General features: G+C 60.5%; 12 protein-coding genes and 1 pseudogene. 3 read left to right on the top strand and 10 right to left on the bottom strand.

The window, feature by feature from the left end; translation table 11 throughout:
- Nucleotides 1–68: 68 nt before the first annotated feature.
- From BKP54_RS02710 to BKP54_RS02755, 10 genes and pseudogenes are all read right to left on the bottom strand, one after another.
- Nucleotides 69–1549: pseudogene (locus tag BKP54_RS02710) on the bottom strand (sulfite oxidase).
- Between the two features lie 166 nt (nt 1550–1715).
- The gene (locus BKP54_RS02715; RefSeq protein WP_084814226.1) at nt 1716–2759 is read right to left on the bottom strand and encodes a GlxA family transcriptional regulator; all 1044 of its coding nucleotides are present in this window, start codon (nt 2757–2759) and stop codon (nt 1716–1718) included.
- Nucleotides 2760–3181: 422 nt separating this feature from the next.
- The gene (locus tag BKP54_RS02720) at nt 3182–4099 is read right to left on the bottom strand and encodes a hypothetical protein (protein WP_084814227.1); all 918 of its coding nucleotides are present in this window, start codon (nt 4097–4099) and stop codon (nt 3182–3184) included.
- A gap of 170 nt (nt 4100–4269) precedes the next feature.
- A complete protein-coding gene (locus BKP54_RS02725) occupies nt 4270–5325 on the bottom strand; it encodes an ABC transporter substrate-binding protein (protein WP_084814228.1) in 1056 nt (351 codons plus the stop codon).
- 17 nt (nt 5326–5342) lie between these two features.
- Nucleotides 5343–6485, bottom strand: a complete 1143-nt coding sequence (locus BKP54_RS02730; RefSeq protein WP_084814229.1) for an FAD-dependent oxidoreductase — start codon at nt 6483–6485, stop codon at nt 5343–5345.
- Nucleotides 6482–7879 (bottom strand): FAD/NAD(P)-binding oxidoreductase, encoded by a 1398-nt coding sequence (locus BKP54_RS02735; protein ID WP_084814230.1) that lies wholly within the window; start codon nt 7877–7879, stop codon nt 6482–6484. The genes BKP54_RS02730 and BKP54_RS02735 overlap by 4 nt, the downstream gene beginning before the upstream one ends.
- The gene (locus BKP54_RS02740; RefSeq protein ID WP_084814231.1) at nt 7872–8180 is read right to left on the bottom strand and encodes a (2Fe-2S)-binding protein; all 309 of its coding nucleotides are present in this window, start codon (nt 8178–8180) and stop codon (nt 7872–7874) included. Before BKP54_RS02740 ends, BKP54_RS02735 begins: the two co-directional genes overlap by 8 nt.
- An 8-nt stretch (nt 8181–8188) precedes the next feature.
- Nucleotides 8189–8983, bottom strand: a complete 795-nt coding sequence (locus BKP54_RS02745; protein WP_084814232.1) for an ABC transporter permease — start codon at nt 8981–8983, stop codon at nt 8189–8191.
- Between the two features lie 4 nt (nt 8984–8987).
- Complete coding sequence (locus BKP54_RS02750) at nt 8988–9860, bottom strand: ABC transporter permease (protein ID WP_084814233.1); 873 nt, start codon at nt 9858–9860, stop codon at nt 8988–8990.
- Nucleotides 9860–10921, bottom strand: coding sequence for an ABC transporter ATP-binding protein (locus tag BKP54_RS02755; protein WP_084814234.1), 1062 nt, complete (start codon nt 10919–10921; stop codon nt 9860–9862). Before BKP54_RS02755 ends, BKP54_RS02750 begins: the two co-directional genes overlap by 1 nt.
- A gap of 329 nt (nt 10922–11250) precedes the next feature.
- Here BKP54_RS02755 and BKP54_RS02760 point away from each other — a divergent pair, with 329 nt between their 5' ends.
- The 3 genes from BKP54_RS02760 to BKP54_RS02770 all read left to right on the top strand — a co-directional run bounded on the left by BKP54_RS02760 (nt 11251) and on the right by BKP54_RS02770 (nt 13074).
- On the top strand, nt 11251–12084 hold the full coding sequence (locus BKP54_RS02760) for an IclR family transcriptional regulator (RefSeq protein ID WP_084814235.1): 834 nt from the start codon (nt 11251–11253) through the stop codon (nt 12082–12084).
- A gap of 322 nt (nt 12085–12406) precedes the next feature.
- Entirely contained in the window at nt 12407–12634 is a 228-nt protein-coding gene (locus BKP54_RS02765; RefSeq protein ID WP_128090363.1) for a CopG family transcriptional regulator, read from the top strand.
- Nucleotides 12631–13074 (top strand): TA system VapC family ribonuclease toxin, encoded by a 444-nt coding sequence (locus tag BKP54_RS02770; protein WP_084814236.1) that lies wholly within the window; start codon nt 12631–12633, stop codon nt 13072–13074. Before BKP54_RS02765 ends, BKP54_RS02770 begins: the two co-directional genes overlap by 4 nt.
- The last annotated feature ends 174 nt before the right edge of the window (nt 13075–13248 follow it).

Raw genomic sequence — 13248 nt, forward strand, 5'->3', positions numbered from 1 at the left:
TTTCCGACCGTTTCCGCCGCGGCGACATTTTGCTGACCAGACGTCCCTTCGAGCACTCGCTCTGAGCTTCAGATCACCTGTGCGGTCACAGAGTGGATCGAGTTGTTACCGTAGCCCAGCCGGTTCCACTCGGCGCGCTCAGGCTGAGTCCGGCCGGCCATGTCGGTGGCGCGCGCCCGCACGGCGAGCGGCCCCGTCTGCTCAAGTCGCGTGATCAACTCCCACCATTGCCAGGCAGAGCGCCGCGGTTCGCCGACGAGCCGCGCCTCGCGCCACGGCCGTCGTTTAGGCTGACATCGACCCTGGATATGCTCCCGGCGCCAGACCACGCGACGCCACGGATCGCGGTCTCGCCGCGCGGTAGGCTCTCCCCCTGATCGGGCGAAGAGATCAGCGCCCGCACACTCATGAGCGTCACCGGCGCGCGCTCGTCGCGCCCGTTCCGCACCCACTGGTACCAGTACTTCTCCGTTTGATAGTGGGTCTCACAGGGCTTGTCGGTAACGACGATCTCGGTCAGCCACTTGACGGACGCCACCGCATACCAACCGGGCACGATCAGCCGCAGCGGATAGCCATGAGTTGACGACAGCGGCTCGCCGTTCATCTCGTAGGCGAGAAGCGCGTCCGTTTCGCGAATCTGGTCGAAGCTGAGGCCACGCTCGAAACGAATCGGCGCATCGTGACCCTCGACGAGCCCGCCGTCCGCACCGCGGAACGTAAGTTCCGTCGCGCCGGACCGCGGGCCTGCCCGTTCGATCACCTTGCTCAAGGGAACGCCGGTCCATTCGGCGGTGCTGACGGCGCCTAGGCCCCAGGCTTCGCCGGGCACGGCCGGATCGAACAGGCTGCGGCCGTTGCCAGCGCATTCGAGGGTCACCACGAGGCTCTCAGCATGGAGATTGTGAAGGTCCCTCATGCTCAGACTCAAAGACCTTTCGACCAGCCCGTTGACGGAGAGCCGATAGCTCTCGCCATCGAGGTTCGGAATATCGAAGTGATTGCGCAAGTAGAACCGACCATTGGGCACGACTGCCCCGCCCGCGAGGTCCTGCACCGACGTCTCGCCGTTCAGCGGATAGACGCTATGAATTAGGAGCCCCGCCTCAACGGCGTCCTGGCAAGCGTCCGCCGGGTCGAGCACCGCGGCGGAAACGTCGGCCGGGCGTGCATCGCAGCCGCCGCTCGCCACGACCCCGGCGCAGGTCGACGCGGCCATCACTTCGACCTCACCGGCTTGAAGGAACGGCGTCAAGAACGCTTGGAGGACGGTCTCATCCGCCGCTTCGGCAATGAAGAACAGTGAATGGGAACCGCGAACGACGGCTTCGCCCTTGATGACCACGCCATGGCGTGCGGCGCTAGGCCGGCTCAAATGGTTCAGCAGCATCGCGCCCTTGGCCGGATCGCGTGCGGGGCAGGTTTGGGGCGAATGCTGATGGTGCACAATGAACAGAGGCACTGGGAACCTCCATGTTAGGGCGGGGTTGCCCTGCGCCAAACCGCCCGTTGCGGTCTGCAAGGCGATCGATCCCGATCCTGAGGACACGTTGCTCCGCTAGCATTGCTCACGATCATTTCAGCACCTGCACGATGCGGAGTTGGATCGCGCGACGCAATTCCCGAGGATACATTATGCGACCCTGAACGCAAAACCCGGCAGATCCAGCGTCCAGTTGGGCTAAACCCGGCAATTCGGCCGCCAAGGTAGATTTTTACAACACGTCGGTTCTGTTGAAGGGCGATGGGTCCGGGGGAAGTCCTCCCGGATTGACAGCGAGTACGTCCCTCAGCTTGGTTGGTGATTGGCCAAACGCTTTTCGGAAGGCTTTTGCGAAGTGCGAGGCATTTTCAAAACCAACTTCCATCGCGATTTCGATCAAGGGGGCGGTCGTTTCCATTACGAGATGCTTTGCCCGCTCCAGACGCATGCGCCTATAGATAATGGCCGGAGAGCTGTTTGCTTTCTCCACGAATAGGCGCTCGAGCTGCCGTCGCGATAGTCCAACGGACGCAGCAAGCTTGTCGATCGAGACTGTTTGCTCGATGTTCCTTTCCATTATGATGAGTGCCGCCTTGAGCCGGGGATCATTGGATTCTATGGACAGCGGCCGACGCGGCTGGATATGCAAGGCGGTGCGGGCTTTGTCGATCTGCAACACTTCGAGTGCGTTTCGCTCCGCGGCTTTGCTGATGTGGCGTCTTACGATGAAAGCGGCCATGTCTGCGGCACTGCTGCCACCCGCACAAGAGCCGCGGTTGCGATCGAGATTGAAAATCCGGTCTGCCCGAACCTCATGCCCGGGAAACCGATCCCGGAACACGTCATGATGAAGCCAGCTCACGCAACTTTGGTGGTTTTTCATCAAACCCGCGTCCGCCAGGATGAATGTTCCCGTACAGACCCCGATCAACGTAACTTTGCGCGCGGCGGCTTTCTTCAGATACTCCACGGTGTGATGATCAACAGGCGTTTCGCTGTTGAGTAGCCCACCGACGACGACGATGTAATTGAACTCGCTTGGGTCAATGAAATCTGATGTCGGCGCGACCTGCACGCCGCAACTGGATGTAATGAGATGACGCGTGCTTCCCAACACTTGCCAATCGGCCAAGACCCTGCCGGATTTGTCGGCCTCGTCGCTGGCTAATCTCAGAGTATCGACGAACAACGCGAAAGCCGAAAGCGTAAAGGAGCGGGCGAGAATGAACCCGATCTTCAGTCGACCGCCGCTTGGGGTATCGTTTGTAGAGCTCATAACCACCTCTATTCATCCTAGTAAATAGGCACCGTTCGACATTCCCGTACGCCGCGCAATCATCGGCCATCACCATCTTATCCTACCTGATCTGGGGATGGTGGGGACTATAGAAAGAAGGTAGAACGGCGTTTCCACCGAGACGAGGGCGTCATTCGCGCACTTCCACGTTGCGCCTGTAACTGCGACGCGTTCTCTCTGCCGATCGTAGTCCGTATCGGTACGGCAGTCAGCCTGGCAAGGGAGCTTGGCCGTGTGATAGGCGCAGTAGCCGAAGTTTGCTTCAATCGATCGGATGGGTTGATCGAAATCGGGAGGGCCTTGGCTACAAAAGCTCTTGGGGAAGAGGTGTTCCCCGAACCCAAATCATGCGTGTCGGATAGCCCAGAGAATCGCCCGGCTCGCTTCCTATTTTCGGGATCTCAGATTTCCATCGTGGTGGAAAAAAGCACTGAGGGTATCTCTGGGTTGTCCGCGTCAGTGACAAGCAGGAGATCCAGACGGCCTCCATCCGATCGAGCGTGGATACCCTCTATCTTGTGTGGTCGTTCAAGGCGGCGCAACGAACGCAAGTTACCACTATTGTCAGCTACCCCAATAGCAGCGCCGATGCAGGGTCCATCACGGAATGCATCTTCGGTATCTTCTGCAACGGCGCTGAAAACCATATCGCCGTTGCTCAAGACTGCCGCGTCCGTGAAGGAGAATGGGACCCCGTGGAGCACCCCCAAGTCTAGCCGGCGGATAGAGAATGGCTTGATGGCTTCGACAGACCCGGCCTGCAATGCATCCAGTACTGTTGAAAGCGGGAACCGGATGATCGCGTTGTCGGCTTGGCTCTTGTTGCCGCGCTGGAACAAGCGCAGTTCATCGCCAACCACGACCGCGCCTTCAATATTGACCTCGGAGAATTCCTCGTTGAGCGGAACAAGAATGGGTGAAAGATCCACGGTTCGCGGCGGCATCAGCATGTCGGCATCGGGACCTAGTCCAAGCAGAACGCCCCTGCGGCGGTTGGGTCTGGAGCCTGAGCCAAATGCCAATAGCGCGCCATGAGGAAAATCCCGGAAGGCGGGAACGAGTGCGAGCGCTTCGAGATCGGGTTTTTGCCGCTTGCGGGCAGCCTTGGGCTCTGGCAACACGCCATCAAACAGGCGGATCAGATGACCGGGCTTCCCGTTGATCAAGGAAAACACGCCTAGGTGAAGCTCATCATCTGCAATGACGCAGATGATCGAATCCAGGCACACGAGCCCGCTTGCAGCACTTAGATGCAAAGGCCCGATCCCGGCGTCGGCCGGTGAAATATCTAACTCGCGTATCTTCGTGAGAGCGATCATCCCTGTGTTCTAAAGCATGCTCATGCAAACACAATTGGTCAGGCCAAGGCATGAAGCGCCCTGATATCAGGCGTGGTGCGCTAGCAGTCCCGGATACGGCTGCGCCCTCCGCCGGGAAGCGGAGGGCGCTTGATGTCAGGCCGAAGCGGCTAGGAAAGAATTTCCGCGCATTAGCGCTCGATCATGCGGTTCCAGCGCTTGTTCCAGTCCTGGCGGCTCCTGTTGATAGCATCCCAATCGAGAACCTTCGCGGTTTCCATGTTGGTCTTGAAGGTCGCCAGCTTCTCATTGGCCGCAGCCGTGCCGGCTTTGGCGTTCCTGTTGGACGGAATGATGTTGCCATTGTCCAGCGCCAGGCTCTGGGCCTCTGCCGACAGCAGGTAATGGGCAAGCTTCTGGCTGAGCTCCGGCTCACTGTTGTCGGCGATGACGCATTCGGTTACGGCGAGAACGACTGAGCCTTCCTTCGGCTGGGCGTATTCGACCGGTATACCCTTGTCCTTCAGGTTGTTGACCGCCGTCGGCGTAAGCGGGAAGATTGCCGCTTCGCCGGTCTGGACCATCTCCGATATCTTGGCAGAGCTTGGAATGAACTCGATGACGTTCTTGCCAATCGTATCGGAAAACTTCTCGAAACCGGGCTCGACATTGGTCTCGTCGCCGCCCTGGATGCGGTTGAACATCAGGAAGGCATGCAGGCCGAAGCTGGAGGCGGAAGCGGACTGGAACACCACCGCATTTTCGAACTTCGGATCGGCCATATCCATCCAGGAGCTCGGTGCTGGCCAGCCCTTTTCGTCAAAGAGCTTCTTGTTGTAGGCAAGGCCCGTCATGCCCATGTCGACGCCGATTGCCATGTCATCCTTTAGGCGCGCAGCCGGCTGGATATCAGCAAGCACAGGATCGTCGGCGATCTTCTGGCAAAGCCCGGCGCCAATGGCGCGCACCATGACGCCGTCGTCGAGCAGCATGACATGCATCTGCGGATTGTCCTTGGCAGCCGTGGCCTTGGCGAGAATGTCGGCGGAGGTGCCGGGAACGATGACGACTTTGACGTCGTTGGCTTTTTCGAAGGGAGGCAGCACGTGATCGGTGTAGGCGCGCTCGAAATTGCCGCCATTCATGCCGATGTAAAGCGTCTTGGTTTCCGCCTGGGCGGTGGTCTGCTGAACGGCGAACGCGAGCAGCGCGAGGGCCGAAGTTCTCATAAGGCGTTGGTCAATCATGGTATTCCCCTTTCTGTTTACAACAAGACTGCAGTTTGAGCCGCTGCTTGACTGAAGCGGCCGATGGAAAAGGCATCGATAGGCGTGGTGCTTCGCCCGGTGGCGACGAGCTCCGAGAGCACTTCGCCGACGGCAGGCGCAATCTGGAACCCGGCGCCGCAGAATCCGAAGGCGTGGAAGAGGCCGGGCGTCGTCTGGCTTGCGCCGATGACCGGATTGCCGTCAGGCATCTCCGCTTCCGTGCCGGACCAGAACCGGATGACCTGGGCATTGGCCAGATGCGGAAAGAGCGCTATGGCGCGCTGCATGACCGATGAAGCCGCCGTCACCGACGGCCGCGAGAAATCGGGATCGGCAAGTGCTGCTCCGCGTCCGCCACCCATCACATAGTTGCCGCGCGCAACCTGCCGTCCGTAAAAACTGCCGCCCTGCTCGCCCATGCTGACCGGCAATCGCACCGGCAGCGGCTCGGTGACCACCATCGAGGGATAGATGCGGGTCAGCGGAACGCTTTCGCCGAACTGCGCGGCAAACGTATCGGACCAGGCACCGGCGCTGTTGACGATCTGACGACTGCGAATTTCGACATTCTCTCCCGCCAGCATGACAAATCCGCTGCCGGTCGCGCGCACATCACGCACAGGCGTCTGTTCGAAGACCTTCACGCCCGCCCGTTCCGCCGCACGCGCAAAGGCGGGCGAGACCAGCCTAGGATTGGCATGGCCGTCGCCTGGGCAAAGCGATGCACCTGCGCCTGCCGCCGACAACCAGGGGAAACGCGTCTTCAATGCGGAAGCCGAAACCAGTTCGAGATCGAGCCCGTAGGGCTTGGTTATCTCGGCATAGGCTTCAAGCTTGGCAAAATCCGCCTCGGTGCGCGCTAGCTTCAGATGGCCGGACGGCACGTATTCCCCGTCGATGCCGACCAGCGCCTTCAGTCGTGGCCAGATGCCGTGTGCCCGCTGGGACAGCGGCAATTGCTCGGGAGGCCGTCCTTGCCGGCGCACGCCGCCATAGTTGACACCGCTTGCCTGGGCGCCGCAGAAGCCCTTGTCGATCAAGACGACGGCAAGTCCGACCTTGCGCATCGCCAGCGCTGCTGAACTGCCGACGAGCCCGCCGCCGATGATGGTCACATCTGCCGAAATGCGCTGGATCATCGGCCTGCCTCCCCATCGAGAGGACTGCCGAAGCCGAGCGGAATGGGCTTCACGGGCGCCTGCGCCCGCAGACGGCCGCCCTCGTGCGGCTCGACATTGCGGATGCTGCAGAGCACCTCAGCGGCGGCGGCCGAACACATCCGGCCCTGGCAACGCCCCATGCCGACGCGGCTCAAAGCCTTCATCCGGTTGATCTCGCCGATGTTCCCGGCCTCGACCGCGCGGCGGATCTCGCCGATGCTGATTTCCTCGCACCGGCAAAGCGTCGTCTCGGCCGGCACCGTCTCGAACCAGTCGCGCGGGAAGGGAAACGCATTTTCGAGAATTTCGCGCTGGCGCAGGATCCGTGCCCGGGGAGCCATCAATTGCCGGAGACGATCGCCCTCGACTGTCTTGCCCATATCATTGAGGATCGCCAATGCCGCCAGCTGGCCGTCGATTTCGGCGGCATCGGCACCAGCAATACCGCTGCCGTCGCCGGAGACGTAGACATCCTTCCGGCTCGTGCGGCCCAGGGCGTCGCGTTCCGGCAACCATGCCCGGTCGCGATCCTGGAAGCGGAAGCGACATCCGGCGAGGTCGGCCAGCTGCGTTTCCGGGCGCAGCGCAAACCCGTAGGCAATCGCGTCGCATTCGAGCTCTTGTGTGCAGCCACTCGCCTGAAAGCGGATGCCCTCGACCCGGTCTGCGCCGATGACCGTTTCGGGCCGAACACCATATCGGATCTTGACGCCCGAGAGTTGGAGCTGAGCGCCATAGAACAGGCCGAGCGCGACGATGCGCGGCGCTCGGACGAACAGCGACACCAGATGGATTTTCGATCGCAACGGCGCCGTATCGAGCACGGCGGCCACTGTCGCTCCCGCCTTCATGTATTGCCACGCAACAAGATAAAGCAGCGGGCCGGACCCCATGAAAACCAGTCGGTCGCCAACCGTGCAGCCTTGCGCCTTCAAAGCCGTCTGGGCGGCACCGAGCGTGAATACGCCCGGCCTCGTCCAACCGGGAAATGGCAGCACGCGGTCCGTAGCGCCGGTGCACAAAAGCAGCTTGGAAAAGGCAATCTGGTTATGCACGCCGTCAGTCATCACATCGAGGTGACCGCCGCGCTCCTGGCCGCTGACGTTCCAGGCAAGTGTTTCCGGCCGATACTCGATTGCCGGGCGGAGCCGCTCGAAGGCCGCGTGCAACTGCTCGGCCTTTCTCGCCTCGGAGCCGTACCGGTTGCGGTAGGAACGACCGTCGTCGATCATCGGGCGCCGGTAGATCTGCCCGCCGGCGCGCAACCCCTCGTCGAGAACGATCGGCCGGATACCTGCTTCGACCAGTTGTTCGGCGGCGCGGATGCCGGCCGGACCGGCACCGATGATCACGACCGGCAGAGCATCAGTCATGCTCGACGCGCTCCATCGTGGTCGTGAAAAAAGCCATGCCGGGTTTCAGCGCCGTGCTGCAGGCACGCACGCGGCTACCGTCCGCCGTCATCACGAAGCAATCCTGGCAGGCACCGATCAGGCAGAAACCTGCGCGGTTCTCGCCGGTGAATTCGGTGCGGCGAAGGCTGGCTTCGAGCGAAAGGATGGCCGTCATGACCGTGTCGCCGCGTCGTCCGATCTCGGGCAAACCGTTGAGCAGGAACGGGATTGCTTCCTCGTCCCGGCGATATCGGCGCTCGAACAGGGCTTGTCTCGACATCGCCGTTCTCAGCCTTTGCCGACAAGAAGACGATCGAGCCCGAACATCCGGTCCAGGACGATCATGGTCACGGTCGCAAGCGCAATCATCAGCGTGGAAACCGCGGCCATCATCGGGTCGATGGACTCGCTGGCATACATGTACATGCGAACCGGCAAAGTCACGGTCGAAGGCGATGTGACGAAGATGGACATCGTCAGTTCATCGAAGCTGTTGATGAAGGCAAGCAGCCAGCCGCCGCTGATCCCCGGCAGCAGCAACGGCAAGGTGATGCGCTTGAACACCGTCCACTCGGCCGCCCCAAGGGTGCGGGCCGCGTTCTCGGCATTGCGATCCATGCTGGTCAACGACGCGAGGATGAGCCTCAGCGTATAGGGCGTGATGATGATTGCATGCGTGGCCACCAGCCAGGTGAAGGAGCCGGTCATGCCCATCAGCGAAAACAACCGGAGAAAGGCAACGCCAAGAACCAGATGTGGGATGATCAGCGGCGACAGGAACAATGCGTTCAGCACATCACGGCCGCGGAACTCGTAGCGTGTGATGGCAAGGGCGGCCGGGACAGCAAGCAATGTCGAAATCGTTGCCGCAAGGAGGGCCAATCGAATGCTGTTGCCGAATGACGACATGAAGTCGTTGTGGCGGAAGACTGCCTCGAACCAGCGCAGCGACAGGCCGTTCCATGGCATGGCCAAAGTGTTTTCAGGGGTGAAGGCCACGAGGCACACCACGACCATGGGAGCCAGCATGAACACGACGATGAGGCTGTGAAAGACCAGCGCGACAGGACCGTTTCTCTGCATGATTTCAACCCAGCTTCCGTTTGGCCTGCTGCTCGATGAGCCTGTTATAGGCGAGCATGATCACGAGGTTGGCGACGAGGACGATGATGGCGATGGTGGCGCCGAGCGGCCAATTGAGTTCGATCAGGAACTCGTCGTAGACGAGGGTCGCTGCCATCTTCAGCCGCCTCCCACCGAGAAGGCCGGGAATGGCGAAGGAACTCGCCGACAGCGCAAAAACGATCAGGCTGCCGGAGAGAATGCCAAGGGCGGCTTGCGGAAAGACGATCCGGCGCAGGGCGGTAAAGCGGGATGCGCCGAGCGTGAGCGCCGCCGCCTCGACGGTCGGATCCAGCTTCTGCAGCACAGTCCAAACCGGGATGACCATGAACGGCAGCATGATGTGGACGAGGCCGATGACGATCGCCGCTTCGGTGTAGAGCAGTTGCACCGGCTCGAGGCCGACGGCGGCAAGCGCGCCGTTCACCAGCCCGTTCTTGCCCAGCAGCATGCTCCAGCCAAAGGTGCGCACGACCACCGAGACCAGCAACGGGCCGATGATGACGAGCAGGAAGATCGACCGCCAGGGCTTGCGCATGTTGGAGAGGATGTAGGCTTCCGGAACACCGATCAGCACGGCGATCACAGTGGTCAGCAGTGCCAGGCGCAGCGTACGCCAGAAGGTCGAGAGGTAATACTCGTCCTGCAGAACGGTCAGATAGTTTGCGAGCGAGAAGTCATTCTGAATGCCGGCGGTATAGTCGTAGCTGTTGAACGACAGGATGATCGTTAGCGCCAGGGGCAGCAGAACAAGCCCGATGAAAAACAGCGTTGGCGGAGCCGAAAGGAACAACGGGGCGAAGGCGCGCGGCGCCGCCACAGGGGTCGCCGCGTCCATCACTCGGCCGCTCCCGCAGCGAGAACGCGACAGTCGCCATGCTGCCAGGACAGGCCCACATTTTCGCCTTCCAGCGGCGGCGGTGCGCCGAGATTGGGAACGGCGACGGCCAGAACGCCGGCAGGGGTCGCAGCGCTGACCAGCCACTGGCTGCCCATGAAGTAGCGGGTGGTGACGGTTCCCTGAAGCTGCCCGTGGGATGGTGTCGTCAGACGCAGCTTTTCCGGGCGGATGAATACGGAAACATCCTTGCTTGCCGGCTTGCTGCCCGTCTCGAACACGATGTCGGTGTTGCCGATGCAGACAGTCGCGCCCGCACCGTTTGCGACCGCAGTCGCCGGCATGAAGTTCGACTTTCCGACAAAGGAAGAAATGAAATCGTTGCGCGGGTGTTCATAGAGTTCGTAGGGCGTGTCGACCTGAGTGATCTTGCCCTTCTCCATGACCACGACGCGGTCGCTGATGGAGAGCGCCTCGGCCTGGTCGTGAGTAACCATGATGGTGGTGATGCCGACGGCCTGTTGGATGCGACGCAGCTCGAACTGCATCTCTTCGCGAAGCTGGGCATCGAGGTTGGACAGCGGCTCATCCAGCAGCAGAACCGGCGGATTGATGACCAGCGCACGGGCGATCGCCACACGCTGGCGCTGGCCGCCGGACATCTCGCGCGGATATCGATCGGCGAGCGCCGAGAGGTGCACAAGAGCAAGAATGTCCTTGATGCGCGTTTCGCGCTCGGCCTTCGCAACCTTGCGCATCTCGAGGCCGAAGCTGACATTTTGCGCAACCGTCATGTGCGGGAAGAGCGCGTAGCTTTGAAAGACCACGCCGAGCTGCCGTTGCGGCGGCGGCATGTAGGTGATGTCGCGGCCGCCCATCATGATCGTGCCCGAGGAGGGACGCACGAGACCCGCGATCATTTGTAGCGTTGTCGTTTTGCCGCAACCGGATGGTCCCAGAAGCGAAATGAACTCGCCCTTCTCCACACCAAGTTCGAAATTGTGAACAGCGGCAACCGATCCGTAGAATCTGGAAACCTGTTTTAGGCTGAGGAAACTCATGCTCGCTCTCCCGTCATTCATTGCCTGGAGAGATCGCCTGCCCTGATTTTATTGTCAGCGATCCATGCGGCAACGACACGTCGTCAAAATCCATCGGGCCCGCTCAGACAGATGCCGAAGTCAGCAACTGCGGCTGTCACGACAGGACCGCACAGTTTTCCCGGCCGGGACGAACGGCAGTCCGTCCACGTTTTCCATCCGCCACCTTGAGAAGGGCTTGCCGGTTAATTTCCGGAGTTTGACAAAAAACACAAACCGAATTTTCTATGTTGAAATTTTTTATGAAAAAAGTCCATAATTCGGAATATCGATAAGGGATCTTTAAATTGATGACGCAGATTTCGGAATCAGAAGCCGTCGGCAGCTCCAGCCTCTCGAAGGCAATCCACATCCTGAAAGATCTGGCGGCCCAGTCGGTGGAAGGTGTGCGGTTGATCGACCTTGCGCGCAGGTTGAATCTGAGCCAACCGTCGGCACATCGTCTGCTGAAGACCCTGATCGCCGAGGACATGGTCGAGCAGATGCCGGACAGCAAATCCTACCGTCTGTCGCTGGAGTTCTTTTCCATCGCCTCGCAGGCAAGGCGGCGCGAGGGCATCCTCGATATCGCCCGCCCGTCACTGCTGCGGCTCTCGGCAACCTTCAACGACACAGTGTTTCTGCTGGTGCGCAGCAACTTCGATGCAATTTGCCTCGACCGCGTCGAGGGACCATTCCCCATCCGCTCATTCACCGGCGACATCGGCGGCAAGGTGCCATTGGGCATCGGTCAGGGCAGCATTGCCATCCTCTCCTACCTGCCGGAGGAGGAGCGCGAGGCCATCATCAAGTTCAACATGCCCCGCATCATGGATCGTGCGGCGATCGATGAAGTTGATCTGCGCATCAAGATCGAGGAGGTGCGCCGCATCGGCGCCGCCCAAATGAATTTCGAGATGATTGAAGGCATGGCCGGCTTGGGCGTTCCGGTTCTCGATCGAAACGGCATTGCCGTCGCCTCCTTAAGCATCGGGACCCTGGCATCTCGACTGACCGAAATGCGCAGCGGCACGATCACCGATCTGCTGAAATCGGAAGCGCAGGCGATCAGCAACAAGCTCAACCCGTTCGATCCGACCTTGCGCTATCCCGCCTCGGCACTGCGCGCCTCGTCCAAGTCTTGAATTCAAAAGATATTCGGACTTGGACGCGCGCTCCTACTGTGCTCAGGCGTGCAAAAATTGGATGTCGATACGCCGACGGAGACCGTGCCAGCGAAGATCAGTTGGGGCGTCGTGAAGATTGGGCCCGGCGACTCCTATCGTTCATCTATGCGGCGGTGTGCGGGCCGGAGGCCGCAACGTTGGGGCGCAAGTCGACGTCATTCCTGGCCGCCCTCCGGCGGCACGCAGGCTGAACGGCTGCGACGCTCTTCTGTATCAGTCTTGAGAAATTCAACCTCTTGCCCTATATGATGCGTGATGACTGATGCGCGATGAGGCAGATATGAGAACGACACTTGCGATCGATGACGATGTCCTGATTGCAGCCAAGGCCATGGCAACCCAGCAGCATCGGAGCCTTGGCGAGGTCATTTCCGAACTAGCAAGACGTTCTTTGCGCCGGCCCCGCAGCGGTAACGAGCGCAATGGAATTCCTCTTCTGACATCACGACCGGATACCCCGCCAGTTACCCTCGAAATCGTCAACGCCTTGCGTGACGAACTGCCGTGACTTTCCTGCTCGACGTTAATGTCCTGATCGCGTTGATCGATCCGGGCCATGTAGCCCATGATGATGCGCACGATTGGTTTGCGTCGACCGGCCAGACCGCTTGGGCGACCTGTCCCATAACTGAAAACGGTGTGATCCGGATCGTTGGCAACCCCAAATACCCCAATTCCCCCGGCTCGCCGGCACTCATGATGGAGATCGTCAGCAAGTTGCGATCGCTCCCTGGCCATCGTTTTTGGCCAGACGATGTGAGCCTCGTCGGGTCCGATGCTATCGCTCCCGCGAAAATCCTGACTTCGGGCCAGATAACCGATACTTATCTGCTTGCGCTCGCCATGGCGCACGACGGGCAACTGGCGACATTCGATCGCAAGCTAACAGTAGCAGCGGTCACAAAGGGCAACTCTGCCTTGCACCTCATCACGGGTGCTAGGTCGTGAGTTCCCGTCGATATAATATGCGATCCTAAACGCGCAAAATCCGTATGGAAACCGCCCCTTCGCCCGAGCACATCGACCGGTTCGCTGCTTTTGCATTTGATGCTGAGCACCGCTGACGCACGCTACCAAATGCCAGCCGAGGAGCGATGGTAGGCCTCAATTCGGGGCGTCCAT

The organism is Ensifer sp. 1H6, from assembly GCF_001976035.1.
Taxonomy (GTDB): domain Bacteria; phylum Pseudomonadota; class Alphaproteobacteria; order Rhizobiales; family Rhizobiaceae; genus Ensifer; species Ensifer canadensis.